The following is a 26,363-nucleotide window of genomic DNA, read 5'->3' as shown; positions in this document are numbered from 1 at the left end:
AGGCAGCGATGCCTCCGGCCATCGACATTTCTAAACGACTGCGGATTACTCTGCGGGAACGATATCTGCCGGCAGGCTGTCGTCGGCTGTTCCAGCCAATGCTCTTGCCAGCTTGGCCTCGTCGAGTTCGCCTTCCCAGCGGGCGACCACCAGCGTGGCGACGGCGTTGCCGACGAAATTGGTCAGCGCCCGGCACTCCGACATGAAACGGTCGACGCCGAGGATCAGCGCCATGCCGGCGACCGGCACCGAAGGCACCACCGAAAGCGTCGCGGCCAGCGTGATGAAGCCCGCCCCGGTGATGCCGGCGGCGCCCTTCGAGGAAAGCATTGCCACCAGCAGCAGCAAGATCTGGTCGCCGATCGACAAATGGATGTTCGTTGCCTGCGCGATGAACAGCGCCGCCAGCGTCATGTAGATGTTGGTGCCGTCGAGGTTGAAGGAATAGCCGGTCGGAATGACCAGCCCGACCACCGAGCGCTTGGCTCCGGCCTTTTCCATCTTTTCCATCAGCGAGGGGAGCGCGGCCTCCGACGAGGAGGTGCCGAGCACCAGAAGCAGCTCTTCCTTGATGTAGCGAAGCAGCGACAGGATGGAGAACCCATTGTAGCGGCAGACCGCGCCCAGCACGACGAACACGAACAGCAGCGACGTCGCGTAGAAGGTGCCGACCAGCATGGCGAGGTTGATGACCGAGCCGATGCCATATTTGCCGATGGTGAAGGCCATGGCGCCGAACGCACCGATGGGGGCTGCCTTCATCAGCACGCTGACCAGCTTGAACATCGGCGCCATCAGCGCCTGCAGGAAGTTGAGCACCGGCGCGCCGCGGTCGCCGACCAGCGCCAGCGCGATGCCGAACAGCACCGAGAAGAACAGCACCTGCAATATGTCGCCATCGGCAAAGGCGCCGACGATCGTGCCTGGAATGATGTTCATCAGGAAGCCGGTGACCGACTGGTCATGCGCCTTGGCGGCATAGGTGTTGACGGTCGAGGCATCGAGCGTCGCCGGATCGATGTTGAAGCCGGCGCCTGGCTGCACGACATTGGCCACGACAAGGCCGATGATCAGCGCCAGCGTCGAGAAGGTGAGGAAATAGAGCATCGCCTTGCCGGCGACGCGCCCGACCTTCTGCAGGTCGCTCATGCCGGCGATGCCGGTCGCCACCGTCAGGAAGATGACCGGGGCGATGATCATCTTGACCAGCTTGATGAAGGCGTCGCCGAGCGGCTTCATGCTCTCGCCGATCGACGGATAATAGTGGCCGAGCAGGATGCCGACGGTGATCGCCACCAGAACCTGCACGTAGAGTTGGGCATAAAGGGGCTTGCGCTGCGCGGCAGGCGCGCCCGATTGATCTGCGATGTGCATCGAACTCTCCCTGGCCGGATGGACGGAACCCGCCCTGCGTGACTTCTCCCATCGCGGCGCTCCGGTCGCACGCCGCTGGAGAGAGTTTTGCAAGCGCCGTGCCAGACGGGGGAGAGCCCGGAATCCCCGGATTTCGGGCGTTGTTCGCAGCCATTCGGCAAATGCCTGTGCGGATTTCCGCACAAGGAGCGTTTGCCTGGGCGGAATTTCGCATTACAGTGGCGGCGAAGACCCGAGGACAAATGGACAAGCCAGCGCCGGAAGCAGGCACCGATAGCGGCAACGTTGGGACCCTCGGCCGTGACTTGCTGCGCGAGGCAGCGGTGCGGCTACGCGATGGCCGCTGGCTTGTCGTCGTCATTGCCCTTGCGGTTCTGGCCGCCGCGATCGCCATTGCCGGCCGCATCGCTTCCGACCAAGCGGCTGACAATCTGCGCGACACAGCGCTTGCCGCCCTGCCGCTGGCGGCGGGCACGCTGACCGGGGAGATCGAGAAGCAGCGCCTGGTGCCGTTGGTGCTGGCACGTGACGATGCTGTGCGCGGAGCGCTGCGCCGGGCCGGAAAGATGCAGGAAGCGGCGCTCAACGACAAGCTCAAGGCGATCGCCCGCGATGCCTCGGCGTCCGCCATTTATGTCATCGATACGGCCGGCATCGCGATATCGGCCAGCAATGCCGGCGAGCCGGCGAGCTTTGTCGGCATCGACTACAATTTTCGGCACTATTTCCAGGAAGCGATGGCGAAGGGCGCCGCCAGCCAGTATGGCCTTGGCACGGTCAGCGGCAAGCCCGGTCTGTACCTGGCCAGCCGCGTCGACGACGGCGGCAAGCCGCTTGGCGTCGCGGTGCTCAAGGTCGAACTCGACGGCGTCGAAGCCAATTGGCGCTCCAGCGGCTTCCTTGTTTTCGTCACCGACGAACGCGGCGTCGTGCTGGCCACCAGCCAGCCCGAATGGCGCTTTCATGCGCTGGCGCCGCTCTCCACTGACGCCACGGCCGCCGCGCATGAGCAGCTTCAGCTGGCCGATGCGGCCTTCGAACCACTGCCGATACGGCGTGGTGCCGGTGACGGCCTGGCGACGATCGACGGCTCTGGAAAATCGCGCCAGTTCGTCGAAGTGGTGCAGGATCTGCCCGGTGCGGTCCCCGGCTGGCGCCTCTGGCTGCTGACGCCGGCCGATGCCGCCCTCTCGTCCGCCGCCAACACGGCGCGCCTGACGACGCTGCTGGGGCTGTTGCTGACAGGCTTGCTTGTCTACGTGCTCACCCGGCGCCGCCGTACGCGCCGGTTGCGGCAGGAGGCCTTGGCGCGCATGAATGCAGAGCTCGAAAGCCGGGTCAGCACCCGGACGGCCGAGCTGACGCGCTCCAACACGGCACTCGCCGAGGAAATCTCCGAGCGTGAGAGCGCCGAAGCCAAGGTCCGCCGGCTGCGCGACGATCTCGCCCAGGCCAACCGTCTTTCCATCCTCGGCCAGATAGCCGCCGGCGTGGCGCATGAGATCAACCAGCCGGTCGCCGCGATCCGTACCTATGCCGAGAATGCCGGCCGCTTTCTCGAAACCGGCAAAACAGAACCGGCGAGCGGCAATCTGACATTGATCGTCTCGATGACCGAACGCATCGGCGCCATCACCAACACACTGCGCACCTTCGCCCGCCGGCCCGGTGTCGCCGCCTCGCCCTTGCCGGTGCGCGAGGCGATCGACGGCGCGCTGTCGCTTCTGTCGGGCCGTATCCGCGATTCCGGCGTCACCATCGTCAAGCCGCTCGGCAACGCCTCGCCGATGGTCATGGCGAGTCGTATCCGGCTCGAGCAGATCCTGGTCAATTTGTTGCAGAATGCGCTGGACGCAATGAAGGATCGGCCCGATCCCCGCATCGAGATCGAACTCGCCGAGCGGGACGACCGGGTGTTGATTTCGGTGCGCGACAACGGTCCCGGCCTCGGTCCTGAAGCGGCCGGCAATCTGTTCATGCCGTTCCAGACCACCAAGGAGAAGGGGCTTGGGCTGGGGCTGGTGATCTCGCAGGAGATCGCCCAGGAGTTGGGCGGCACGCTGCGGCTCGATCGCGGCAGCGACAGCGGCCCCGGCAATGGCACCGGCGCATCCTTCACCATCGACTTGAGGCGGATCGAATGACGCAGAAACAAGGGTTGGTGGCGCTCGTCGACGACGATGCCGACCTGCTTCACGCCACCACGCAATTGCTCGATCTTGCCGGCTTCACGGTGGTCGCGCTCAAGACGGCCGAGGCAGCGCTTGCTGTCGTCGACCGGGACTTCGACGGCGTGGTCGTCAGCGACATCCGCATGCCCGGCATGAACGGGCTGCAACTGTTCGACCGCATCAAGGCGATCGATCCCGACATACCGGTGATCCTGGTCACCGGGCATGGCGACGTCGATCTTGCGGTGGCCGCGCTCAAGGACGGTGTCTACGATTTTATCCCGAAGCCCTATGCCGGCGATCGTCTGGTCGAGGCATTGAGACGGGCGAGCGAGAAGCGGCGGCTGGTGATCGAGAACCGGCGGCTGCGCGAAGCCGCGGCCCAGGCCGCCGACGGCCTGCCGCTGATCGGCGAAGCGCCAGCCATCAGCCGGCTGCGCGAAACCTTGCGCCAGATCGCCGACATGGATGTCGACGTGCTGGTGGAAGGGGAGACCGGGACCGGCAAGGAGGTGGTGGCGGACCTGTTGCACCGGTGGGGCCGGCGCCGGGCGAAACCCTTCGTGGCGCTGAACTGTGGCGCTCTGCCGGAGACCGTCATCGAAAGCGAGCTGTTCGGCCATGAGGCGGGCGCCTTCACCGGCGCGCAGCGGCGGCGCATCGGCCGTATCGAGCATTCCAGCGGCGGCACGCTGTTCCTCGACGAGATCGAATCCATGCCGCCGGCCCTGCAGGTCAAGCTGCTGCGGGTGCTCGAAACGCGCAGCCTCACCCCGCTCGGCTCGAATGATGTCCGGCGCATCGATCTGAGGGTCGTCGCGGCGACCAAGGTCGATCTCGGCCAGTCGGACCAGCGCGGCGATTTTCGCGAGGATCTCTATTTTCGCCTCAACGTGGTGACGCTGCGCATCCCGCCGCTGCGCGAGCGGCGCGGCGACATCCCGATGCTGTTCGGTCATTTCCTAGGCAAGGCCGCCGAACGCTTCGGCCGGCCGGTCGCCAGGGTGAATGCCGCAGTGAGCGATCATCTCCAGTCGCATGCCTGGCCCGGTAATGTGCGCGAACTCGCCCATTTCGCCGATCGCGTCGCGCTCGGCCTCGGCCCGGACGATGAAGCGAAGGCGGCTTCCCCGCGATCGCTGGAGCCGGCGGCCGCGCTGGCCGAACGGGTCGGCCACTACGAGGCGCAGCTCATCCGCGAGGCCCTGCGCGATCATGGCGGTGACGTACGCGGCGCCATCGACGCGCTCGGCGTGCCGCGCAAGACTTTCTACGACAAGCTCAAGCGCTATGGCATTGCCGCGTCGGACTTCCGCAACGGCGGCGACCCGGATCAACACTCGGTTCGTGCACAGACGTAAATATTGCCTCGCCCTTCGCAACGCTTCATTCCTAGCCAGCTGCATTCCGGACAGAGCCATGAACACGACACTTGAAACGACGGCGAACCCCTTGCCGGAAGAGCTCGCCTTTCTCGGCGAGCGCCTGGCTGCGTTCAACGACGGCGATGTCGGGGCTTCCGAAAGGAAAGCCGTGGCGGTGTTCGTGCGCGACGAGAACGGAGCCGTCGTCGCCGGCATCTCGGGCTACACGGCCTGGGGCTGGCTTTACGTGCAGTGGCTGTGGGTCGACGAAAGGCTGCGCGGCCAGCACATGGCAGGCCAGATGCTGGACGCGGCCGAACAGGAAGCCGTTGCACGCGGCTGCAGGAACGCCTGGATCGACACCTTCAATCCGAACGCCGCCAAGGTTTATCAGCGCCAGGGCTACCAGTCCTTCGGCACGCTGGCCGATTTCCCGGTCGGCCGCAGCCGCATCTTCCTGCAGAAGAAACTGGCTTAACCGGCGAGCTTTCCGCCGCGCATCGGTTGCGGCGCGCCGGTGGTGCTCGGAAAGCTGATCGGCAGGCCGCGCAGGACGCGCACCGCCAGGAAGGCGAAACACTCGGCCTCGACGGCGTCGCCGCTCCATCCCAGGCTTTCCGCTTGCACCACCTCGACGCCGGCGCGGCTGGCAAGCATTGCCATCATGGTCGGGTTGTGACGGCCGCCGCCGCTGACCACCAGCCTTTTCGGACGGCTCGGCAAAAGGTCGAGCGCCTTGCCGACGGCCGCCGCAGTGAAGGCGGTGAGCAGGGCTGCGCCGTCCTCGGCGTCCAGCCCGTCCGCCATCGCAGCGCCAAAATCGAAACGGTCCAGCGATTTTGGATAGGGCTTGGTCAGATAAGGATGCTCCAGCAGCTTGGCGAGCCGGGCCTCGTCGACCTTGCCAGCACGGCCGAGCGCGCCGTCGCGGTCCATTTCGCCGAGCCCCTTCGACTTGATGAAATCGTTGAGCGGCGCGTTGGCGGGGCCGGTGTCGAAGGCGACGACATTGTCGGCGCCGTCCCACCAGGTGATGTTGGCGACGCCGCCGAGGTTGAGCACGGCCACCTCGCCGCTGGCGCCGGCGCTGCGCATCAGCGCGGTGTGATAGGCGGCGGCGAGGGGCGCGCCTTGCCCGCCGGCGCGCATGTCGGCCGAGCGGAAATCATAGGCGACCTTGGTGCCCAGCAAGGCGTGCATGAGTTCGCCGTCACCCAGCTGCCGGGTCTGGCCGAGCTTTCCGGCCTGGGGCGCGCGATGCAGCACCGTCTGGCCGTGGAAGCCGACGACGCCGATATCGGCCATCGTCATGCCATAGCCTTCGACCAATTCCTTGACAGCCGCCGACTGGGCGCGCGTCAGCGCTTCCTCGGCCTCGCGGAAGATCGCCGGTTCCGGTCCGACAAAATTCCAGGCCCGCGCCGCCGTCAGCGTCTCTTCCAGCAGGGCGCGGATCGAGGCGGGATAGGGCATCAGCCGGTAGGTGCCGAAATCGTCGATGCGCTCGCCATCGGTCTTGATCAGCGCGACGTCGATGTTGCCGTCAAGCACGGTGCCGGTCATCAGGCCGACGGCCCAGATTGGTTCCATGGTCGCTTCCTTAGTCGCTGTTGATGAGATCGCCGACCGCTTGCCGAAGCGCAACGATTCCACTGTCGAAATGACGTGTCGGATGGATCCGGTTGGTGAGCAAGGTCCAAGCCTTGCCCTCGTCGAAATCGATCCACAGTCCCGTGCCGGTGAAGCCGGTATGGCCGATGGTCCCTGGGCTGCACAAGGCGCCGCCGGACCAGCCCGCATAGGGGCGTTCCCAGCCATGCGTGCGGGTGGCTGACAAGGGCGTGCGCATCAGCGTGGTCGAAGGTTCGGAAGCGCCGGTCAGCAGCCCTTGCGCGAAATCGAGTATCGACGCCGCCGTTCCGAACAGGCCGGCATGTCCCGCGCCTTGCAGCGCCGAGCAATTGTCGTCATGCACCTCGCCGGAGAGCATGCGATGACGCCAGGTGCAGTCCTCCGTCGCGGCTGACGCATCGGGTTCCGCGGACCAGGCAAATCCCGGGCCGGGGTCGATGTCGCGGATGGTCTTGCCCGACAGCCGCTCGAGCGCGAAGCCGAGCAGGATGAAATTGATGTCGGAATAAACAGGATCGCGAGCCCGCCATTCGCGCTGCAGGATGAAGGCACGCAGCAGCTCCGGATCGCGTCCGTAAGTGTAGATCGGCTCGACCGCCGGAAACGGCGTCTGATGGCCAAGGCACTGGCGAAACGTCACCTTCCGCTCCCAAGCCGTCGCGTCATACTGGCGAAGGTCCGGCAGTACGGAGATCAGCGGGGCGTCGAGGTCGATCACGCCGTCTTCCGCCAGCGCCAGGATGCGCGGTGTGGTGAAGATGATTTTGGTCAGCGACGCCAGGTCGAACCAGGTGTCGACATGCATCGATCGCTGCTTCGGCACGAGCTGCGCGGAGCCGATTGCCCTGGTGATGCGTTCGCCATTTTCGTCGACAATGCCGAGCACGCCGCCGGGGATGCGACCCTCCGCTACTGCCGCTTCCAGTGGTTGGAATGCTCGGTCGAAGAGTAGGGCGAAGGGGCTCAATGCTGGCCTCCTGAAAGGCCGCGATCCGTCACACCCCCCTCTGTCCTGCCGGACATCTCCCCCGCAAGGGGGGAGATTGGCAGCTTTGATGTTGCGCCAACCTTCCAACGTTGAAGATTGGCGAAAGCCCATGCAACATCCAATCTCCCCCCTTGCGGGGGAGATGCCCGGCAGGGCAGAGGGGGGTGCTGTCCCGCCAACCTGAGATATCCGAGGGTCATCATCCTTCCACCCTCGCTCGATGATCCCCGCCAAACTCCTCCCATCGCGCCGGCGCCGGCTCGAACCCTTGCGGGCGCACCAGCGAGGGAACCTGCCGCGTGTCGAGATCGAAATGCTCACGCCGCCGCGCGATCGTCGGAACCGCGGCGATCAGCTTTTTCGTATAGGAATGCTTCGGCCTTGCCAGCACCGACGCCGCGTCGCCGATCTCGACGATCTGGCCGGCATAGATGACGGCGATGCGGTGAGCAATCCGCTCGACGACCGCCATGTCGTGCGAGATGAACAGATAGGCGAGCCCGAACTCGCGCTGCAGGTCGACCAGCAGTTCCAGCACCTTGGCCTGCACCGAAACGTCCAGCGCCGACACCGCTTCGTCGAGAACGACGACGGAAGGGTTGAGCATCAGCGCGCGTGCTATGCACAGCCTTTGCCGCTGGCCGCCGGAGAATTCATGCGGATAGCGCCCCAGGCTGTTTTTTGGCAGGCCGACGCGTTCCAGCAGGTTCGCCATCCTGGTTCGGGCTTCGGCATTCACGCGACCGCTGGTGGCGATCACCGGCTCGGCCAGGATGCTCTCGATGGTCAGCCTTGGGTTGAGCGAAGCGTAGGGGTTCTGGAACACCATCTGCACGGGCTTCGCGCTGTGCTCCGCCGAGGGCATTTGGGCGCGAACTGAGAAGCTGCCACGCGTGGAACGTACCAGCCCAAGGACCGCCTTTGCCGTGGTCGACTTGCCCGAGCCGCTCTCGCCGACAATCGCCAGCGTCTCGCCCGGCATCAGGTCGAAGTCGACGCCGTCGACGGCGTGCACCGCGCCGGTGGCGCGGCTGAAGAAATTGCTCTTGAGCGGAAACCGCACGACAAGACCGTCGACCTTCAGGGCCGGTTCTGCGCTTGCATTCTCCTTGCGCTGTCCGTCGGCACGTGTCGCCCTGCCATTGGTGAAATGCGGCACGTCCTGCAGCAGATGCTGCGTGTAAGGATGCTGCGGCCTGTCGAGGATCTGGTTCAGCTCGCCCTGTTCGACGGCCTGTCCGTTCTGCATCACCATCACCTTGTCGGCAATGCCGGCAACCAGGCCGATGTCGTGGGTGATGAAGATCATCGACATGCCGGTCTCGCGCTTCAGCTCGGCCAGCAGCGCCATGATCTGCGCCTGCACGGTGACATCGAGCGCGGTCGTCGGCTCGTCGGCGATGAGCAGGCGCGGATTGCAGGCCAGCGCAATGGCGATCATCACCCGCTGCAGCATGCCGCCCGACAGCTGGTTGGGCGTGTATTTCAGCCGCCGTGCCGCATCGGGAATGCGCACGCGGTCGAGCGCATCTCTGGCCGCGGCCGTGGCTTGCCGACCGGTCAGGCCGCGATGCAGGCGAAACGATTCCTCGATCTGCGAACCGATGGTCAGCACCGGATTGAGCGAGGTCATCGGCTCCTGGAAGATCATGCCGATCTCGGCGCCGCGAATGCGGGTCAGCTGCGGCTCGGTGGCGCCCATCAGGTCGAAGAGGCCGCCGCCGGCGCGCTTCAGCGTCATGCTGCCGCCAGTGATACGACCGCCGCCGAAATCGATAAGCCGATTGATCGATAATGCGGTGACGGATTTGCCCGAGCCGCTTTCCCCGACAATGGCCAGCGTCTCGCCGTCGGCGAGATCGAAGCTGACGCCGCGCACCACTTCGTTGGCTTGCGGATCGCGGCCGAAGCCGACGCGCAGGTCCGATACCGACAGCAAGGGGCTCATGCCGGCGCCCTCCGCATCTTCGGGTCGAGGATGTCGCGCAGCGCGTCGCCAAGCAGGTTGAAGCCGAGGATGCTGATCATGATCGTCAGCCCCGGGAAGATCATCAGCCAGGGCGCGGTTTCCATCAGGTTGCGGCTGTCGCTCAGCATCAGGCCGAGCGAAGCGGCGGGCGGCTGCGTGCCGAGGCCGAGAAAGCTCAAGCCGGCTTCCGTCAGCAATGCCCAGGCCAGCGCCAGCGTCACCTGAACGGTCAACGGCGCCACCAGATTGAGCAGCAGGTGGCGCGTGACGATGTAACTCGAACTGCTGCCGAAGGTGCGCGCGGCGTCGACGAATTCGCGTGCCTTGAGCGACAAGGCAGGGCCGCGCACCACGCGCGTGAAGATCGGCGTATAGACGATGCCGATGGCAACGACGCTGGTCCAGGTGCCCGGCCCGGCCACGGTGACGATGAGCAGCGCCAGCAGGATAGCCGGAAAGGCCAGCAGCACATCCATGATCCGCATCACCACGCCGTCCCAGCGGCGGCCGAGCCAGGCGGCGGCCAGGCCCAAAACCGTGCCGGCAAGTGTGGCGAAGGCGACCGAGAAGAAGGCGACGGTGAAGGACTGGCCAATGCCGGCCATCAGCCGGCTCGCCACGTCGCGGCCGAACAGGTCGGTTCCCATCCAGTAGACGGCGCCCGGCGCATGCAGCCGGTCGATGCGGTACTGCGTGATCGGATTGTGCGGCGTCAGCCCGAGCAGGCCGAGAATGGCGAGCACGAGATAGATGCAGACGATGACACCGCCGATGCGGCCGCTGCCGTGCCCGAAAATGGCGCGCGCGATGCGCATCACTGCTCTCCCAGCCGGATGCGCGGATCGAGCCCGACATAGGCGAGATCGACCAGGAGATTGACGATCATGAAGTTGAAGGCGATGAACAGCACGGCTCCCTGCACCAGCGCATAATCGCGCTGCAGGATCGCGTCGAGCACCATGCGTCCGAGCCCCGGCAGGGCGTAGATCTGCTCGACGATGACGGCGCCGCCCAGCAGATAACCGAACTCGATCCCGCTCAGCGTCACCACCGGGATCAGCGCGTTGGGCAGCGCATGGCGCCAGATGACGCTGCGCGCCGACGCACCCTTGCTGCGGGCGGTGCGCACATAATCGTCGCTCAAAACGTCGAGCATGGCCGAGCGCGCGATGCGGGTGACCGACGCGGCGAAGGCGAAGCCGAGCGTGATGGCGGGCAGGATCAGCTGGCTGAGATTGCGCGGGGGATCCTGCCAGAGCGGCGCGAATTCGCCCATCGCCGGCAGCACGCCGAAGCCCGCCGACAGCGTGTAGATGATCAGCAGGCCAAGCACGAAGCTCGGCATCGACTGGCCGACCATGGCGACGATGCGCACCCCGAGATCGGACGCTTTTTCGCTATGCGTGGCGGCGTAGATCCCTGCCGGCAGGCCGACCGCGAGCGCGATGATCATCGACAGCACGGCCAGTTCGAGTGTCAGCGGAAAGCGCTCGAGGATGACGTCGACCACCGGCCTGCCATAGGTGACGGAGATGCCGAAATTGCCGTGCAGGATACCGCCTATCCAGCGCCAGTACTGGACGAACCAGGGCTGGTCGATGCCGAAATAGGCGGCGAGCGAATCCCGTTGCGCCGGCGTCAGCAGGCCGGCTTCGGTCCCCAGCATCGCCGTGATCGAATCGCCCGGCACCATCCGGATCGCGATGAAGACCAGGATGGACACGCCAAGCAGGACGAGAGGAAACGTCGCCAGTCGCCGCATCAGATAGTTCACGCGAAGGATACCTCTCGTCTAGAGCATGATGCCGAAAAGTGTGAAGCGGTTTTCGGACGACGTCATGCTCTATCTACTGATCTGGAGGCGGCTACTGCTGGATGGTAACCTTGCTCAGGCTGAACAGCGTGCCCGTCGGCGTCGGCACGAAGCCGGCGACGGTCTTCTGCTGGGCCGTGTAGCTGTAGGACGTGTAGAGCCAGATCCATGGCGACATCTCGGCAAGGTGTTTCTCGAACGCAGCGAAGATCGCCTTGCGTTTGGCCGGATCGGTCTCGGCGCGGCCCTGCTGCATCTGGCTGTCTAGCGTGTCGTCGATGTAGTTCGCCACCTTCTGCAGATTGCCTGCCTTGGTCCAGTAGCGGTTGTACATCGTATAGGGATCGGCGCGTCCGCCATTGAGCGCGACCGCCATGTCGAAATCGCCCTTCAGCCAGGCGTCGACATAGACGTTGAGCTCCATCATCTTGATGTCGAGCTTGACGCCGATTTCAGCCAGCTGCGACTGGATGACCTGGGCTTCCGCCGCCGCCGTCGGCGGCTCGCCGGTGGCGCCGATCACCGTCGCCGAAAAGCCGTCGGCAAAGCCGGCCTCTTCCATCAGCTTCTTGGCCTTCTCGACGTCGCGCTTGTAGCAGAATAGTTGGCTTGGATCGGTCGCGAGCGCCGGGATGGTCAGCGGGCCGGTGACCTTGCCTTCGCCGAGCGCGGCGGTGTCCAGCACCTCCTGCCGGTCGATGGCGCAGGAGATCGCCTGGCGCACCTTGAGCTCGGTCATCGGCTTTCGCGACGGATTGAGCTGCAGCACGTTATAGGCGAGCACCGGCGCGCGGTTGAGCTGCAGGCTGGGCTCCTTCGGCACCAGCGTGGCGACCAGCGGGTCGTTGAGCAGCGCGAAATCGATCTGCTTGCTGCGCATGGCGGCCAGGATCGCCGCTTCGTCGGGCAGCACACTGATCTCGATGCCGTCGACGCCGGTCGAACCGCCCGCCCAGTCCTTGTTGGCGCTCAAGACTTCCTTGGCGTTGGGGTCCCATTTGTCGAGCTTGAACGGACCGGAGCCGAGCGCCTTGGTGCCGACAGAGCCGGCCTTGATCTCGCTGGCCGGGACGATGGCCGCATTGACGTCGCTCATCGCCGTCAGGATCGGCACGTCGGGTTGCGACAGATGGAACACGACGGTCGCCGCATCAGGCGTGTCGATGCTGGCGATCGACAGGAAGTTGGCGCGGGCGGCCGCCCCCGTCTTCTCGTCGAGGATGCGCTCGAACGATGCCTTGACGTCGGCCGAGGTGACGGCCGTGCCGTCCTGGAATTTCGCCTTGGGGTCGAGTTTGAACGTCAGTTCCTTGCCGTCTTGCGAAAACTGCCAGGACGTGGCGATGGCGGGGATGATCTGCAGGCTGGCATCGACCCGCACCAGCGGCTCATAAATCAATTCCAGCAGCCGCAGCGACGAAAAGGCCGTCTGCTTGTGCGGATCAAGCCCGGTGGCGTCCTGCGACCAGGCCATGTGCAGCGTTGCCGCCTGGGCCGGGGCCGCTGCCACGCCGAGCATCGCCGCAACCGTGATTCCCGACAGCAGGGTTCTCGTGAAATGCCTTGTCATTTTCGTCTCCCATTATGATTTGACTTGATGCCTTGCAGTTTCTGCCGACCGCTTCCAGACACACATGCTTCGCAGTATCGGCCCAGTCTATGCGGCCTTGCGCCGTCTGTCCCATGCGGCTTCATGCCTTCCCGTCGCTGATTGCCTTGCGCAGGAATCCTCCAGCCTTGCCGAGCGCCGTCCGCGCCTCTTCGACGCCCATGCCGGTGATCGTCACCAGGATCGCCAGCTTCACGTCATTGCCGGTCTGGGTGAGCGCCTGTCTGGCCTGCTGCGCCGTGCAACCGGTCGTCTGCATGACGATCCTGATCGCCCTCGCCACCAGCTTCCTGTTGGACGGGTTGAGGTCGACCATCAGATTCTCATAGCTCTTGCCGATGCGGATCATCGAGGCCGTCGTCAGCATGTTGAGCACCAGCTTCTGCGCCGTTCCCGACTTCAGCCGGGTCGAGCCGGTGAGCACCTCCGGGCCGACGACCGGCGAGATCGCGATGTCGGCGATACCGGCAATGGTCGATGCCGGATTGCAGGACAGGGCCACCGTGGTTGAGCCCACCTGCCTGGCATAGGTCAGCCCGCCAACGACATAGGGCGTGCGCCCGCTGACCGCGATCCCGACCACCACATCGTGCGGGGTGAGTCCGATCTCCCGCAAGGCCTTGGCGCCCATTTTCGGGTCATCCTCGGCGCCTTCCAATGATCGCACCAGGGCGTCGAGGCCGCCGGCGATCAGACCGACGACCATGCCTTCGGGCACGCCGAAAGTGGGGGGGCATTCGGAGGCGTCGAGAACGCCAAGGCGCCCGCTGGTGCCGGCGCCCAAATAGATCAGGCGTGCGCCTTTCTGGAAGGCGAGCACGATACAATCGACCGCAGCGGCGATTTCCGGCAGCACCTTTTCGACAGCCGCCGGCACAACCTTGTCCTCGTCATTGATCTTGCGCAGCACGTCGATGGTCGGCAGCAGGTCGATATCGACAGTCCGAGGGTTTCGGCCTTCGGAAACAAGCCGGTCCAGCTCAGACATCAACGCTTGCTCGGTCATCCCGGTGCTTTCAAACCATACGGCGGAGCTAGCGGCGAGGCAGTGCTCTCCGCCTGAAACGCCGCGTACCGCCTATAAGGTCCGTGCTTGCCGCCGTGTTCGCCTTTGTTAACTTTTTAGAATTGAATATTCGTACCGTCAACACATATCTGGAATAGATTATTCCTACGGGTCAGACGCTAAGCGCCCTTTTGGCAAGGATGATCGCGCCGGACACGGCATCGCCATCGGCGGGTTTCAGCCGGCGCCGGACATCGGGAGCCAGCCATGGTTCGAGCGGGCTGGCGAGGCCGCCCAGCAAGGTCACGCGCGGCGCACCTTTCTCGAACAGCACCCGTACCAGCGTATCGATCTGCTCGGCCGCGCTCTGCACGATGCGCCGCCCTGCCGGGTCGCCCTGGTCGGCATGGCGCATCACCATCGGCGCCAGCACGGCGTAGTCCGTGGCGCTCGCGCGGTCCATCCACGCGACCGCTTCCATCGGGTCGCCCTCGAAACGTTGCATCACCTCCGCCAGCAGCGCCGTCCGCTCGTGCCGGCCGTCATGGGCGCGCAGCGCCAACTGCACGGCTTTCAGGCCAAGATCGGCGCCGCTGCCTTCGTCGGAGATCGGGAAGCCGTAGCCGCCGACGCGCAGGTCGCGGCCCTCGACGAAGCCGAGACCGATCGAGCCCGTGCCTGCAATGACGATGGCGCCGTCCTGGCCGGAATGCGCGCCGAGGCAGGCGCCGACGCCATCGCTGACGAAATCGATGCTGGCAAAGGGATGTGCGATCGCCCGCAACGCCTCCAGCGCGCCCTTGCGGCCGATACCGGCAAGGCCGATGCCGGCGCTGACACGGGCGGTGTCGGCCGGCCCGAAACCGGCCTCCTCGACCGCCGCGTCAAATGCCCCGGCAATGGAGGCCCAGGCGGCATCGATGCCGAGCCGCGTCGTCGCCGGGCCGGACAGGCCCTGTCCCAGCACGGTTCCGTCAGCGTCTTCGATGCGGGCCCGGCATCCGGTGCCGCCGCCATCGACGCCGAGAAAATATTCGGAGCGGCCGCTGCTCATGCGCTCAGCCGCTCGATGTCGGCGCCGCAAAGGCGCAGCTTGCGGTCCAGCTGCTCGTAGCCGCGATCGAGGTGATAGACGCGGTTGATGATGGTCTCGCCTTGGGAGACCAGCGCCGCCAGCACCAGCGACACCGAAGCGCGCAGGTCGGTGGCCATCACCTGCGCGCCGTGCAGTGTCTCGCCGCCGCGCACCAGCGCCATGGTTCCCTGCAGCTTGATGTTGGCGCCGAGGCGCATCAGCTCGGGCACATGCATGAAGCGGTTCTCGAAGATGGTCTCGCGCAGCAGCGAAGCGCCATCCGCACAGCACATCAGCGCCATGAACTGTGCCTGCAGGTCGGTCGGAAAACCCGGATAGGGTTCCGTCGCCAGGTCGACCGCCTTGAGCGGCCGCTCGCGCGATACGATCAGCCCGCGATCGCCCGGCCAGACGCTGACGCCGGTGGCCTCCAGCAATTGCACCACCGAAGCCATGTGTTCGAGCCGGGCATGGGTGAGCTCGAGCTGGCCGCCGGTGATCGCCGCGGCAATGGCATAGGTGCCGGCCTCGATCCGGTCCGGGATGATGTCGTGCCGGGCCGCTTGCCAGGAAGTGTCGCCGGCGATCAGGATGCGGTGCGTGCCGGCGCCCTCGACGCGCGCGCCCATGGCGTTGAGGCAAGCGGCGAGATCGGCCACCTCGGGCTCGCGCGCCGCGTTGAGGATCTCGGTTTCGCCCTTGGCCGTGGTTGCCGCCATCATGGCGGTTTCCGTTGCCCCGACCGACGGCGAACTGAGCACGATGCGCGTGCCGGTCAGTCCGTTCGGGGCCGAGGCGACGATCGAACCGTTTTCGATGGCGATCCTGGCGCCCAAGGCTGCTAGCGCCGAAACATGCATATCGACCGGCCGCGCGCCGATGGCGCAGCCGCCCGGCAGCGAAACCCGGGCGTGGCCGAAGCGCGCAAGCAGCGGTGCCAGCACCAGCACCGTCGCCCGCATCTTTCGGACCGTGTCGTAGGATGTCTCCTTCGAAACGGCGGCATTGGTGTCGATCGTCGCGGCATGCGCCGATCGTGTGACTTCGGCGCCGTGAAGCCTCACGACGCCGAGCATGTTCTCGACGTCGGTCACATCGGGCAGGTTGGTCAGTTCGAGCGGGTAGGGGCTGAGCAGGGCGGCCGCGATCTGCGGCAGAGCGGCGTTCTTGGCGCCGGATATGTTGACCGCGCCCTGCAGCCTGTGCCCGCCGACGATCCGCAATCTGTCCATGGCTGAAACCTTGTGCGACGAAAGCCGGGCGTTCAGGTCCGTTCAGAATCCGGATTTCGACCCGATCCAGTTCGAGAATTAATTCTGCGTTCTTGGCTGTCAATCGAAATTGGAATAATTTATTCCTTGGTTTCATAGGCTGCCAGCCACGAGCGATGACAACTGGCTGTCGGTGTGCGGGACCGAAAAGCGCGAGGGAATCCGTGTCCGTTCTGAACAGGATCAATGCGAAGCTCGACGGCATGGCGACCGGCGATCGCGAGATCGGCCGGTACATCGTCGACAATCCCGACCAGATGCTGCGCCTGTCGACGGCGGCCCTTGCGGCCGAGATCGGGCGCAGCCAGTCCAGCGTCGTCAAGTTCAGCCAGAAGCTCGGCTATGCCAGCTACCAGGAGCTCAAACTCGCCGTCAGTGAGGCCAAGGCGCAGGAATGGCAGGTGCCGGCCGGCTTCATCCACGGGCCGATCGAGGTCGGCGACGGCTACCAGGTCATCGTGAAGAAGCTGGTCGGCAGCAAGCTTCTGTCGATGCAGCAGACCGTCGCCGCCAATACAGAGCGTATCATCACCAGGACGCTGGAATTGCTGGACGGCGCGCGCCGCATCCATCTGGCCGGCGTCGGTGCCTCCTCGCTGGTGGCGCGCGATTTCTCCTACAAGCTGATGAAGCTCGGCCGCAATGTGCTGCATGACAGCGACAGCCACATCCAGATGGCCAATGCCGCGACGCTCGGGCCCGGCGACGTGCTGTTCGCGCTCTCCTATTCCGGCGCCAGCATCGAAACCCTGCGCATCGCCGAGCTTGCCTGCAAGCGCGGCACGATGGTGATCGCCGTCACCGGCCTGCACGACAATCCGCTGAGCCGCGTCGCCGACATCCGCCTCTACACCATCGCCGACGAGGAGCGTGCGCGCTCCTCGTCCATTACCGCGCGCGACGCGCAGCTGGCGCTGACCGACCTGTTGTTCATCCTTTTGGTGCAGAGGCAGCCCGACGCCAACGACTATGTCCACAACAGCGAGGCGGCGGTCTCGGTGCTGAAAGCCGAGCGATCCTCCTAGCAATCAACTCACCCTTGGTGCCGCACGCCCTTGGCCAGCAAGTAGACGAGGTACGGCCCGCCGAGCTTGATGGTGGTTGCCGTCTTCGAGCCGGTCGTGGTCTTCTTGGCGACGACACCGTCGACCGGCCCGGTGGCACCGCCTCCAGCCTCGCCCTCGACCACGACAGGCTCAAGTTGAGTGCTGGTTTGCACGGCCTGCGCGAAGACGGCCATCGGCGGGATCGTCGCGGCGGTGGCGAAACTGGCCGCCAGAAGCGCCTTCATCCGGTAAAGTCTGCTCATCAGGAAATTCCCGCTTGCGTCGTTGAGATACTTGATCATTTACCCCAACTCCAACCGCCGGCGTGATGTCGTGCTGCTTTGCCCGTTATGTAGAAAGAGCACAATGTAAAATATACGCTTACTTAACCTCCGCATGCATACTGCGAACTGGGCAGACTTGCTTTCTTGCTCTCCCGCATGAATTGAGAATGCGCATGTCGGTTACGCGTCGTACGCTGCTTATGGCCGGAAGCGGTGGGTTGCTGATCTCGCAGGCTCAGGCGGCCGGCACTCAGGCGCAGAACGCCCCAAAGCCCGTCGCGGGCGGCGATGCGCTGCGTATCGCTATGCCGTCCTTCGCTTCCAATCCGTTCTTCCCGGCCGACGGGCAGGGCGACAATGGCATAGACATGGAACTGGCCCACGGCATCGCCGCGCAGCTTGGCGTGGAGCCGGTGTTCGACCGGTCGGCCGCAACGTTCGACGGCATGGTGAACCTGGTGAGTTCCGGCCAGGCGGACCTGGCGATCGGCAAGCTCAGCCGGACCCTTCTGCGCGGCCGGTCGATCGTCTATTCCCGGCCCTACGCCATGCTTCGCCAGGGGTTGATCGCCAACCGCCTCAACCTGGCACGAATTGCGCAAGGCAAGCCACCCGAGCAGATCGTCCGCGATTTCTCGGGCGATCTCGGCGTCATCGAGGGCTCCTCATTCGCCACCTATGCGCCGGCAACCTTCCCGCACGCACAAATCCGCCGCTTCGCGAGTTGGGATTTGATCATCGATGCGATCCGCAACGGGACGCTCGACATGGCCTATCGCGACGATTTCGAGATCAAGAAGCTGATGGTCGACGACCCGTCGATGACGGTCGTCGCGCGCTCGATTACGCTGACGGACAAGGTCGACACCATTGCAGTCGGTGTGCGGCCGGACAATCCGCATCTCGCGGCCTTTGTCGACCTCTATCTCGATCTCGCCCGGGGCCAGCAGGTACTCAACACCGACGAGATCATCGCCCGCTATCGCCAGGGGAGCAAAGCCTGACATGGCCATCTCCGACGTAGCCGGCTCCGTGCCTTTCGATTGGCGCCTTGCGGCAAGGCGCATATTGCGCTCGCCCGTGACGACGCTCGCGATGATCGGGGCAGGGATACTCTGCGGTCTCTACTATCCGGACTTTGCCCATGCGATCAGCCCCATCGCGCAGCTCTACCTGAATTTCCTCAAGATGGTCGTCCTGCCTTACCTGGTTTCGTCGGTCATCTTCTCCATCACGTCGATGGTCCAGGACCCCAAATCGGTTCGTTACCTGGGCAAGGTGGGCATGGCCGTGCTGGTCGTGTCGTTCCTGGGCGTGCTGGTAAGCGGCACCTTGTCGCTGATCCTCCAGCCGGGCCAGATCGAGAACCCGCAGTCGCGCATCGAACTTGGCGAGTTCATCAATTCGCAGGGCAGCGTCTCCACCGATCTCGCCTTCCCGTTCCAGCCGCCATCCAATGAGGGCGCTGACGGCGGGCATTCGATCCTGCTCGATCTGGTGCCGAACAATGTCTTCAACGCGCTGGCCTCGGGCCAGACCATCCAGGTCCTGCTGTTCTGCCTGCTGTTCGGGCTCGCCATGGGAAAGATTCCCCAGCCCACGTCCATGAGTCTTTCTCAGGCGCTCAACGCGGTCTACCGGGCCTGTACGGTCCTCACCAACTGGTTCATCTGGGGATTGCCCTTCGCAACCTTCATCCTGATCGCGGACCAGACCGCGTCGACCGGAACCAAGCCGCTCATGCTGATGGGCGGTTACCTGCTGGTCATGGGGCTTTCCTGCCTCCTATTCGTCGCCGGCGCCTTTGCCATTATCGCCATCCGGTCGCGACGAAGCTACTGGACGACGATCAAGACCTGCCAGCCCCTGCTCATGGTGGCCATCACCACGCGTTCCACCGTCGCTTCGCTTCCCTGGGTCATCAACCTGTTGAGCGAGCGCCTGCGGTTCAGCCTGGTGGTCGTCGAACTGCTGGTGCCGCTGCAGGCGGCATTGCTACGCACCGGCCCGGCGCTGCTCTACACCTCGGGCACCCTGTTCATCGCCCAGCTCTACGGTCATCCGCTCGGCGTGCCAGACCTCGTGCTCGTCGGCATCGCCTCCGCGCTTCTCGCGCTCACGACCGGCGGCATGGGCAGCCTGCTCATCCTGTCCCAGATGTCCATCGTCTGCGGCTACCTGAAGCTTCCCTTTGAAGCGGCGTTCGCCCTGTTCGTCGCTGTGGATGCGGCCGTGGACACGTTCATGACGCTGGCCAGCGTCTGCACCGTCGCGGCGAGCACGGCAATGATCGCTCCCAGCCACAGGGAGACGACGCAGCCGGTCGAAGCCGTCTCGGGAGAGCTCGAAGCCGAGCCCGCCCGATGATCGACGACAGCATCCGTCCCCAGCTCGGCATCATCGGCGGTCTCGGGCCGCTAGCATCGGCCGACTTCTACTTCAAGCTGACCCGAATGACCCAGGCGGTCAGGGACAACGACCATGTGCCTGCCGTTATCCTCAGCGTGCCACAGCTGCCCGACAGGACCGAAGCGATCCTCGGCAACCACGACGGACCGCTGGCGGCTCTAATCGCCGCGGTCTCGACGCTCAATGAGCTCGGCGTTAGCTGTATCGCGGTACCGTGCAACACTGCCCATCATTGGTACGACCAACTGGCGGCGAATTCGCAAGCGCGGATCCTCCATATCGGCGACGCGGTGGTTGCGGAAACACGCCGTAGCTTGGACCGGGGCCAGGTTGCGATTCTCGCAACGCGGGGCACGCTGGTTTCCGGCTTCTACCAGGACAGGATGTCGGCGGCGGGGTTTGGGCTCTGCCTTCCCGCGGACACCGAGTTTCAGCATTGCGTCGACAGCGCGATCAGCCTCGTCAAGGCCGGTTCGATCGCGGACGCGGCGATCGAGACCGAGCGCGCGCTTGATATCGCGCAAGCGGCCGGCGCCGATGCTGCCCTTCTCGGCTGCACCGAACTGTCGGTGGTGGCCGCCAGCCTCAACGATGTCAGCGGATTGGTCGTCATCGACAGCAACGCGGCCCTGGCGCGAGCCTGTCTGACACGGTTGGGCTTCGGTGCGCAGGACGCCCGGGGCCTGCCGACCGTATCGCGGCTGCCGGGACATGAACGATCCCTGCGCGCCAGTCCGGTCAGGCTGGCTCAGCCCTATGGATAGATGCCAGCCGATCGATATCGGCCGCGGCGAAATGGTGCTGGAACGTGCGCATAGAAATCGATGCCCGGTTCCGTGAAGGCGGAAATGTCACGGCTTGCCGGCGCTCTTCATCCCTGCGCCGGGCGTCACGCCGACCACCGCCTTGAAGACGTGCGTCAGATGCGCCTGGTCGAAGAAGCCGGTCGCCTCGGCGATGTCGCCGAGCGAGGCGGTCTCACGCGCCATCATCGCCTTGGCCCTGTCGATCCGCGCCTGCATCTGCCAGCGGTGCGGCGGCACGCCCGTTGCCGCCCTGGTTGACCACTGTATCGCAAGTCGCTGCTTGGCAGTCTGCCGGAAGGTCGCCCGGAACGGGTGCCGTAGCGGCCGGTCAGCGGGGCCTAGACGCTTTCGAGATAAGTCTCGATCTCGAAGTCGCTGACATTGAGGGCGAACGTGTTCAGCTCCTGGCGTTTGCAGGCGATGAAGGAGTCGCGCAGGATCGCCGGGAAGATCTCCGCAACATGCGTTCCACTTTCGAACGTCGCGATCGCCGACGCCCAGTCCGGCGGCAGCTTGGCTGGGACAACGCCTTGTCCATCGCTGCCTGTCGGCTCGCCCGGCGACATCTGTCTTTCGATGCCGACCAGTGCCGCGCCCAGTATGGCGGCCAGCACGAGATAGGGATTGGCGTCCGCTCCCGACACGCGATGCTCGATGCGGCGCGCGGCGGTCGGGCCGCCGGGAATGCGGATCGCGACCATGCGGTTCTCGTAACCCCAGGCGACAGCGGTCGGCGCATAGGAGCGCGGGCGAAGCCTGCGGTAGGAGTTGAAGTGCGGTGCGAACACCAGCGTGCTCTCGGCCATTGCCGCGAGCAGCCCACCGACCGCGTGGCGCATGGTTTCCGAACCCTGATCGGTGCCGTCGTCGAACACGTTGCGCCCTTCGGCGTCGACCACGCTGAAATGGACGTGAAAGCCGTTGCCGGCCCGGTCGCCATAGGGTTTTGCCATGAAGCAGGCGGCAAAGCCGTGCTTGCGGGCAATGCCCTTCACCGTGCGCTTGAACAGCACGGCGTCGTCGGCCGCCCGCAGCGCGTCCGCGACATGGTTCAGATTGATCTCGAACTGGCCGACGCCATTTTCGGCGATCGCCGTATCGACGGGGATGCCTTGCGCCCGGCAGGCCTCATAGACGTCGTGGATGAAGGCCTCGAAGTCGTCGATCTCGTCGATCGACAGCGCCGCGTCGGAATCGAGGCGCCGCCCGGTGACCGGCGAGACTGGCCCGACCGGCCGCTGCGATTGCGGATCGACCAGGTAGAACTCAAGTTCCGTTGCCGCGACCGGGGTCAGGCCGAGCGCCTTGTAGCGGTCGAGGATGCGGGCCAGCGCCCGCCGGGGATCGCCGAGATAGGGTGAACCGTTTTCGTCGGCGAGCCAGAGCGGGACGAGCGCCGTCGGATGCGCCGTCCATTCCACCGGCAGAATGCCGCGTCCCGTCCACTGGCAAAGTCCGTCCGCGTCGCCGGTCGAAAAAACCAGCGTGTTGCCCTCGATGTCCTCGCCCCAGATATCCAGCCCGATCAGCGAATAGGGCATGCGCAGCTTGCCCTCCAGCGCCTTGCGCGCCTGCTCGACGGGGATGCGTTTTCCGCGCATGACGCCGTTGAGGTCGCACACCGCCGCCCTCAGGCTCTGTATGTCGTTTCTGCTTTCAAGCCAGCTCAACACGTCCGCAATTGCATCGCTCAATTTCAAACCTCTGGTTTTCGAAGGTGCCCAAGCCCGGCTGGCTGCGCTAATCCCTGGTAAAAATGCTTATGAGTTTTTGGGAAGCATATCCGGCAGATGCCGGATAGTTTTCCTTATTTTATCAACTCATTAGCTGGGATGTCGGGAGGCATTTCAAAACCAATTGCGCGATCTGCGATCGCAACATAGAGGCAAGAAGGTGGAAAGCCAAGGGGCATTCGAGCTGTGGTGTCGGCCCGCAGTTCTTGGGCGGATGCTGGTCCTCCGGCAGGAAGTCTTGACGGATCCCCTTGCGTTGATGGACCGCATGCCTTGCGACTAGCGGAAACATCAATGATTTCGTCATCCACGGGCGGAGCAAGGAGCGAAACGACGCGGCGCAGACCCGAGGATCCATGCCGGGACTCACAAGCGTCACTGCGGTCGAGAATTCTGCTCCGCTGCACCTGTCAGCAACGTCACGGAATGGATCCTATGGTCTGCGCCGCGTCGCTCCTTGCTCCGCCATAGAATGACGAAGTTGGGAGGCTTCAGCCAATCTCCAAGGTGAAAAGAACCATAGCCGCCTGTCGGAAGTCCCAATCCTAGCTCCTGGATTCCGGAAATCTGGCTTGCCGCAGGATGTGCGCGGCGCCTTCGTCGATGTCGCGAACGATGGCCGCGCGGGCGCGCGTCGCGTCCTGGGCCTCGATCGCCGCGACCACCTCCTCGTGATAGTCGATGTCGAGGATGGAGGAGAGATCGTCTTCGAAGCCCATGGCGAGGTTCCTCAGGAAGGGACCAACCTGCATCCAGACGGTCTCGATCAGGAAGATCATCTGCTCGTTGCCGCAATGGCGATAGATCGAGAATTTGAAGTCGTGGTTCTTCCTGAGATAGTCGTCGATATCGCCTTCGCGCGCCGCGAGAGTGAGTTCATTGCAATGGCGTCGGATCGCGCGCAGATTGTTGCCGTTGATGCGTTTGGTCGCAAGTTCGGTCGCCGAGCCTTCGAGGATCGTGCGCACGGCGGTCAATTGCGAGAACCGTTCGGCCGAAATGACGGGCACCTCGACGCTGCCGTTCGGCATCGGGCTCAACGCCCGCAGTGCCTGCAGCCGCATGAAGGCGCTGCGGACCGGCATGTCGCTGGTGCCGAGCTCCTTGGCGAGCTTGCGCGAGGTCAGCCGCTGGCCGGGCGCGAACTGGCCGGACATCAGGGCTCGCACGAGCTCTAGATAGACCTTCTCATGCAAGGGGACGGTGTCGACGGCGGTCAACCCGAATTGTGTTCTGTCGGTCATTGGCGGGGGCGCTACTTCGCTCGTTCTGAAATCTGGCCTGACGACAACAGCCGCGGACGGGGCATGATAGACGCCTCGATCATCGACCGGCAAGCCAACGCGCGATGCTGCGGGCGGGTGAGGTCGCGGTTCTCGGCCGGCAGTGACGCGGTTCCGTGATGCCGCTCGCCGGCGCGAGAACGCTCATCGATCAGGGTTCGCCCGACCCTTTGTCGCCGCCAGATGCGTCAGCAAATTCTTCGTGATCCTGCCGACGTCGTTCATTGCGTCGCCGGCAGGCAAGGCGCCGCACCAGGCGACCGAACTCGCGCAGAAAATCAGACCGCCCGAAGGCAGATGGCGCAGCGTCATCTCCGCGCAGCGCCGCGATGCGCGCTCATCCTCGCCACCTGCGTACCAGCGCGTCGCGTCGTGGACGAAGCTGTCGGGGAAGCCGGTCGCGCGGGCAATGACTATCGTATCGGGAGAGGTGCCAAGATGCGGGTCGGTGGCGTCGACCTCGTAACCGGCAGCACCGCCAAGCACGATGCCCTCGTCGCCGAAGGTCTCGCTGGCGACGCCATCGAACAGCCATGCCGCGGAAGCGTCATGGCTTTCCGACGTGCGTGTAAAGGGCCGCGCGCCATCGAAGCCCATCAGCGAAATGGCGACGCCGGTCAGCGAGAATTCGCCGCGCCCGCTGGCGCGCAGATAGCCACCCGGCTGGTTGGTGATCGACAGCGATTGTTCGGCGAGCGGCCCGTCCCAGGTCCGGGCCGCCTCGAGTGGCGAGCGGCGTAGTTCCATCAGATCGTCCTGGAACGCGACCTTGCCGGCAAAGCCATTGCCGCCGAGATAGGCGATGCTGCCGCCAGCCGCTGCGAACTGGCGCAGCGCATGCTCCATCTCGACTGACATGTACTCGGGATGGCTGCCGGTGATGACCGCCCGGTAGCCCTCGAGGCCAGCAACGCCCCGCTCATGCAGGTCGCGGTCGGTGATGAGATCGAAAGCGATGCCGTTGTTGTGGCAGAAGCGCAGAAAATGCAGGTCGACCGGCAGATTGTGCGGACAGCCGCACAGCGGATAATTGTAATCGTCGCGCAGCGTCGCCTTCGGCTTTTTGTAGGACGAGATCGACACGCCGCTGAGGTCGCTGTGGTAGTCGTAGAGCGACTTCAGATTGTTGTCGATCGCGAAGCGATGGCCGCGATCTTCGCACATCCATTCGTAGAGATGCGCCGGCAGGATTTCATCGGCATAGGCGAGATAGGTGGCGGTCGGCACCAGGAACAGCGGCGGCGCCCGTTGTGCCGATGAGGGTGCCGACGAGGTGATGAAGAAGACGATGCGCTCCGATCCACCGCCATGCCCGACCTCGAAAGCATAAACGCCGGCAGACGCTTCCGCCGGAATCTGCAAATGGTATGAGGCGGGCCACTGCAGTGCGCCCATGTCGTCGTCATGGCAATGCACCGCGTCGTAATGCGACGGCACCAGCCTTGGATCGAAGCTCGACCCGTCCCAGCGGCGCGAGGTCATGCAGAACGCCGGCTGGTTGACCGTTTCCAGCAAGAGGGCGCTATCGCCGCCTGTCGAGGCGATCGGGCCGCTCGGCAGCAGGGTGGGGAAGGTCCAGACAATGCGCCTGGTTTCGCTTTGCAGCGCGATCGACGAGAATTTGGCGTTGAGCGACCTGACGTCGTTTGCCGCGCTGGCGCCGAAGACCATGTCACCGGACGCGGACCAGGGCCGATCGAATCGATGATGCAGGCGAAACGGCGACAGCAGGTCGTCCGAGCTTATCTGTAGCGCCGTCCCGCTGCCATCGAGCGAAATCTCGACCGTCAGCCAGGTGTTTGCCGGCAAGCTCTGCCCGGTTTCGAGCGGCTTGCCGTCAACGCCTGACGTCAGCCGCCCGTCCTGCAACCCTAGGCGCAAGTTTCCGCTTTCGAAGAGCACGCGGACACCGTCATTGCGGGTCAAATACACCTCGAAGGCGACACCGGTGATTTCCGCAGCCTTGGCCAGTTCCGACGCCGCGATCTTCAGGAAGGACCCATGATCGAAGTCGCGATGCGAGGGGGCATTGCCGGTCGGTTCGACATGCCAGTCCATGAACTCGGCTGTGTCGAGCCGCACGATCCGCACATCGCGCACCTGCCGTGACGACGAGACATGGAGAGCGATAGGCGTCCCGGCCCCCGTGTGCCAGGGTACCGTGTAGCCTGAAACGGCCATGGCGCCATGATCGACGGGACGTTTCATTTCCGCGATCCCGGCCTATGTACTTCCTCGGAGGGCATATTGGACAAATCGCTCGCATCCCTGCTTTTCGCAAGCAGCTTTTACGACAATGCGGCTTTCATCGCAGGTGGAATTGTTCGCGCTCGTGCCGATCATGGAGCGGGCGACCCAGCCACGTTTCCGAGCGCAAGGCGTCCTGAAAAGCCACCGGACCGCGCCCGATCGCCGGGGCCGGACAGGTCGGTCGCGCGAGGTCGGCCCCTTCATCATAAATCTTGAGCTTGCGCGGTCTTGCACCTCTGGCCGCTCTCTGGCTTTTTGGGGTACCCACTTGGGCGGACTG

At 64.7% G+C, this 26,363-nt stretch carries 22 protein-coding genes; 7 read left to right on the top strand and 15 right to left on the bottom strand.

Annotated elements, in window-relative coordinates:
* Positions 1-45 precede the first annotated feature (45 nt).
* Positions 46-1,374: a dicarboxylate/amino acid:cation symporter gene (locus tag MESOP_RS28760; RefSeq protein WP_013896863.1), complete on the bottom strand. Its 1,329-nt coding sequence runs from the start codon at positions 1,372-1,374 to the stop codon at positions 46-48.
* A gap of 242 nt (positions 1,375-1,616) precedes the next feature.
* Between MESOP_RS28760 and MESOP_RS28755 the strand changes: the two genes are divergently transcribed.
* The 3 genes from MESOP_RS28755 to MESOP_RS28745 are packed head-to-tail and all read left to right on the top strand — an operon-like array spanning position 1,617 to position 5,387.
* Positions 1,617-3,518, top strand: a complete 1,902-nt coding sequence (locus MESOP_RS28755) for a sensor histidine kinase (RefSeq protein WP_013896862.1) — start codon at positions 1,617-1,619, stop codon at positions 3,516-3,518.
* Complete coding sequence (locus tag MESOP_RS28750; RefSeq protein ID WP_013896861.1) at positions 3,515-4,906, top strand: sigma-54-dependent transcriptional regulator; 1,392 nt, start codon at positions 3,515-3,517, stop codon at positions 4,904-4,906. The genes MESOP_RS28755 and MESOP_RS28750 overlap by 4 nt, the downstream gene beginning before the upstream one ends.
* Before the next feature lie 58 nt (positions 4,907-4,964).
* A complete protein-coding gene (locus MESOP_RS28745; protein ID WP_013896860.1) occupies positions 4,965-5,387 on the top strand; it encodes a GNAT family N-acetyltransferase in 423 nt (140 codons plus the stop codon).
* On the opposite strand, the gene MESOP_RS28740 is transcribed toward MESOP_RS28745, so the two are convergent.
* From MESOP_RS28740 to murA, 9 genes are all read right to left on the bottom strand, one after another.
* Positions 5,384-6,499, bottom strand: coding sequence for an anhydro-N-acetylmuramic acid kinase (locus MESOP_RS28740; protein WP_013896859.1), 1,116 nt, complete (start codon positions 6,497-6,499; stop codon positions 5,384-5,386). The two genes, MESOP_RS28745 and MESOP_RS28740, sit on opposite strands and share 4 nt — an antisense overlap.
* 10 nt (positions 6,500-6,509) lie before the next feature.
* Positions 6,510-7,508, bottom strand: coding sequence for a serine hydrolase domain-containing protein (locus MESOP_RS28735; protein ID WP_013896858.1), 999 nt, complete (start codon positions 7,506-7,508; stop codon positions 6,510-6,512).
* A gap of 220 nt (positions 7,509-7,728) precedes the next feature.
* Positions 7,729-9,477, bottom strand: a complete 1,749-nt coding sequence (locus tag MESOP_RS28730; protein WP_013896857.1) for an ABC transporter ATP-binding protein — start codon at positions 9,475-9,477, stop codon at positions 7,729-7,731.
* Positions 9,474-10,313 (bottom strand): ABC transporter permease, encoded by an 840-nt coding sequence (locus MESOP_RS28725; protein ID WP_013896856.1) that lies wholly within the window; start codon positions 10,311-10,313, stop codon positions 9,474-9,476. The genes MESOP_RS28730 and MESOP_RS28725 overlap by 4 nt, the downstream gene beginning before the upstream one ends.
* Positions 10,313-11,272: an ABC transporter permease gene (locus MESOP_RS28720; RefSeq protein WP_013896855.1), complete on the bottom strand. Its 960-nt coding sequence runs from the start codon at positions 11,270-11,272 to the stop codon at positions 10,313-10,315. The genes MESOP_RS28725 and MESOP_RS28720 overlap by 1 nt, the downstream gene beginning before the upstream one ends.
* Before the next feature lie 91 nt (positions 11,273-11,363).
* Complete coding sequence (locus tag MESOP_RS28715) at positions 11,364-12,881, bottom strand: ABC transporter substrate-binding protein (RefSeq protein WP_013896854.1); 1,518 nt, start codon at positions 12,879-12,881, stop codon at positions 11,364-11,366.
* 121 nt (positions 12,882-13,002) lie between these two features.
* Positions 13,003-13,926, bottom strand: a complete 924-nt coding sequence (gene murQ / locus MESOP_RS28710) for an N-acetylmuramic acid 6-phosphate etherase (protein ID WP_013896853.1) — start codon at positions 13,924-13,926, stop codon at positions 13,003-13,005.
* A 172-nt stretch (positions 13,927-14,098) separates the two neighbouring features.
* On the bottom strand, positions 14,099-14,980 hold the full coding sequence (locus MESOP_RS28705; RefSeq protein ID WP_013896852.1) for a glucosamine kinase nucleotide-binding domain-containing protein: 882 nt from the start codon (positions 14,978-14,980) through the stop codon (positions 14,099-14,101).
* Positions 14,977-16,233 (bottom strand): UDP-N-acetylglucosamine 1-carboxyvinyltransferase, encoded by a 1,257-nt coding sequence (gene murA / locus MESOP_RS28700; RefSeq protein WP_013896851.1) that lies wholly within the window; start codon positions 16,231-16,233, stop codon positions 14,977-14,979. The genes MESOP_RS28705 and murA overlap by 4 nt, the downstream gene beginning before the upstream one ends.
* Before the next feature lie 203 nt (positions 16,234-16,436).
* On the opposite strand from murA, the gene MESOP_RS28695 reads away from it, so the two are divergent.
* Positions 16,437-17,297 carry a MurR/RpiR family transcriptional regulator gene (locus MESOP_RS28695; RefSeq protein ID WP_013896850.1) on the top strand — a complete coding sequence of 287 codons (861 nt, stop codon included), beginning with the start codon at positions 16,437-16,439 and terminating at the stop codon, positions 17,295-17,297.
* Between the two features lie 8 nt (positions 17,298-17,305).
* On the opposite strand, the gene MESOP_RS36330 is transcribed toward MESOP_RS28695, so the two are convergent.
* The gene (locus MESOP_RS36330) at positions 17,306-17,620 is read right to left on the bottom strand and encodes a hypothetical protein (protein ID WP_013896849.1); all 315 of its coding nucleotides are present in this window, start codon (positions 17,618-17,620) and stop codon (positions 17,306-17,308) included.
* 155 nt (positions 17,621-17,775) lie between these two features.
* Here MESOP_RS36330 and MESOP_RS28685 point away from each other — a divergent pair, with 155 nt between their 5' ends.
* From MESOP_RS28685 to cuyB, 3 genes are all read left to right on the top strand, one after another.
* Positions 17,776-18,606, top strand: a complete 831-nt coding sequence (locus tag MESOP_RS28685; RefSeq protein ID WP_013896848.1) for a substrate-binding periplasmic protein — start codon at positions 17,776-17,778, stop codon at positions 18,604-18,606.
* Between the two features lie 76 nt (positions 18,607-18,682).
* On the top strand, positions 18,683-19,969 hold the full coding sequence (locus MESOP_RS28680) for a dicarboxylate/amino acid:cation symporter (protein WP_245264992.1): 1,287 nt from the start codon (positions 18,683-18,685) through the stop codon (positions 19,967-19,969).
* Positions 19,966-20,775, top strand: coding sequence for a cysteate racemase (cuyB, locus tag MESOP_RS28675; RefSeq protein WP_013896846.1), 810 nt, complete (start codon positions 19,966-19,968; stop codon positions 20,773-20,775). The genes MESOP_RS28680 and cuyB overlap by 4 nt, the downstream gene beginning before the upstream one ends.
* An 87-nt stretch (positions 20,776-20,862) precedes the next feature.
* Here cuyB and MESOP_RS28670 read toward each other — a convergent pair whose 3' ends face one another.
* From MESOP_RS28670 to MESOP_RS28650, 4 genes are all read right to left on the bottom strand, one after another.
* Complete coding sequence (locus tag MESOP_RS28670) at positions 20,863-21,084, bottom strand: helix-turn-helix domain-containing protein (protein ID WP_224729496.1); 222 nt, start codon at positions 21,082-21,084, stop codon at positions 20,863-20,865.
* Between the two features lie 71 nt (positions 21,085-21,155).
* Positions 21,156-22,511: a glutamine synthetase family protein gene (locus MESOP_RS28665; RefSeq protein ID WP_013896845.1), complete on the bottom strand. Its 1,356-nt coding sequence runs from the start codon at positions 22,509-22,511 to the stop codon at positions 21,156-21,158.
* A 584-nt stretch (positions 22,512-23,095) separates the two neighbouring features.
* Positions 23,096-23,794, bottom strand: a complete 699-nt coding sequence (locus tag MESOP_RS28655) for a GntR family transcriptional regulator (RefSeq protein ID WP_013896844.1) — start codon at positions 23,792-23,794, stop codon at positions 23,096-23,098.
* 183 nt (positions 23,795-23,977) lie between these two features.
* Positions 23,978-26,041, bottom strand: coding sequence for a N,N-dimethylformamidase beta subunit family domain-containing protein (locus tag MESOP_RS28650; RefSeq protein WP_013896843.1), 2,064 nt, complete (start codon positions 26,039-26,041; stop codon positions 23,978-23,980).
* Positions 26,042-26,363 lie beyond the last annotated feature (322 nt).

The sequence above is a fragment of the Mesorhizobium opportunistum WSM2075 genome, assembly GCF_000176035.2.
Taxonomy (GTDB): Bacteria; Pseudomonadota; Alphaproteobacteria; order Rhizobiales; family Rhizobiaceae; genus Mesorhizobium; species Mesorhizobium opportunistum.
The sequence above is the reverse complement of the archived record's forward strand: the minus strand, read 5'-3'. Positions and strand labels throughout refer to the sequence as shown.

Bases quoted from the DNA above. Each gene is read 5' to 3' on its own strand.
- MESOP_RS28760 (WP_013896863.1), bottom strand. From the start codon at position 1,374: ATGCACATCGCAGATCAATCGGGCGCGCCTGCCGCGCAGCGCAAGCCC.
- MESOP_RS28755 (WP_013896862.1), top strand. From the start codon at position 1,617: ATGGACAAGCCAGCGCCGGAAGCAGGCACCGATAGCGGCAACGTTGGG.
- MESOP_RS28750 (WP_013896861.1), top strand. From the start codon at position 3,515: ATGACGCAGAAACAAGGGTTGGTGGCGCTCGTCGACGACGATGCCGAC.
- MESOP_RS28745 (WP_013896860.1), top strand. From the start codon at position 4,965: ATGAACACGACACTTGAAACGACGGCGAACCCCTTGCCGGAAGAGCTC.
- MESOP_RS28740 (WP_013896859.1), bottom strand. From the start codon at position 6,499: ATGGAACCAATCTGGGCCGTCGGCCTGATGACCGGCACCGTGCTTGAC.
- MESOP_RS28730 (WP_013896857.1), bottom strand. From the start codon at position 9,477: ATGAGCCCCTTGCTGTCGGTATCGGACCTGCGCGTCGGCTTCGGCCGC.
- MESOP_RS28725 (WP_013896856.1), bottom strand. From the start codon at position 10,313: ATGCGCATCGCGCGCGCCATTTTCGGGCACGGCAGCGGCCGCATCGGC.
- MESOP_RS28715 (WP_013896854.1), bottom strand. From the start codon at position 12,881: ATGACAAGGCATTTCACGAGAACCCTGCTGTCGGGAATCACGGTTGCG.
- murQ (WP_013896853.1), bottom strand. From the start codon at position 13,926: ATGACCGAGCAAGCGTTGATGTCTGAGCTGGACCGGCTTGTTTCCGAA.
- MESOP_RS28705 (WP_013896852.1), bottom strand. From the start codon at position 14,980: ATGAGCAGCGGCCGCTCCGAATATTTTCTCGGCGTCGATGGCGGCGGC.
- murA (WP_013896851.1), bottom strand. From the start codon at position 16,233: ATGGACAGATTGCGGATCGTCGGCGGGCACAGGCTGCAGGGCGCGGTC.
- MESOP_RS36330 (WP_013896849.1), bottom strand. From the start codon at position 17,620: ATGATCAAGTATCTCAACGACGCAAGCGGGAATTTCCTGATGAGCAGA.
- MESOP_RS28685 (WP_013896848.1), top strand. From the start codon at position 17,776: ATGTCGGTTACGCGTCGTACGCTGCTTATGGCCGGAAGCGGTGGGTTG.
- cuyB (WP_013896846.1), top strand. From the start codon at position 19,966: ATGATCGACGACAGCATCCGTCCCCAGCTCGGCATCATCGGCGGTCTC.
- MESOP_RS28655 (WP_013896844.1), bottom strand. From the start codon at position 23,794: ATGACCGACAGAACACAATTCGGGTTGACCGCCGTCGACACCGTCCCC.
- MESOP_RS28650 (WP_013896843.1), bottom strand. From the start codon at position 26,041: ATGAAACGTCCCGTCGATCATGGCGCCATGGCCGTTTCAGGCTACACG.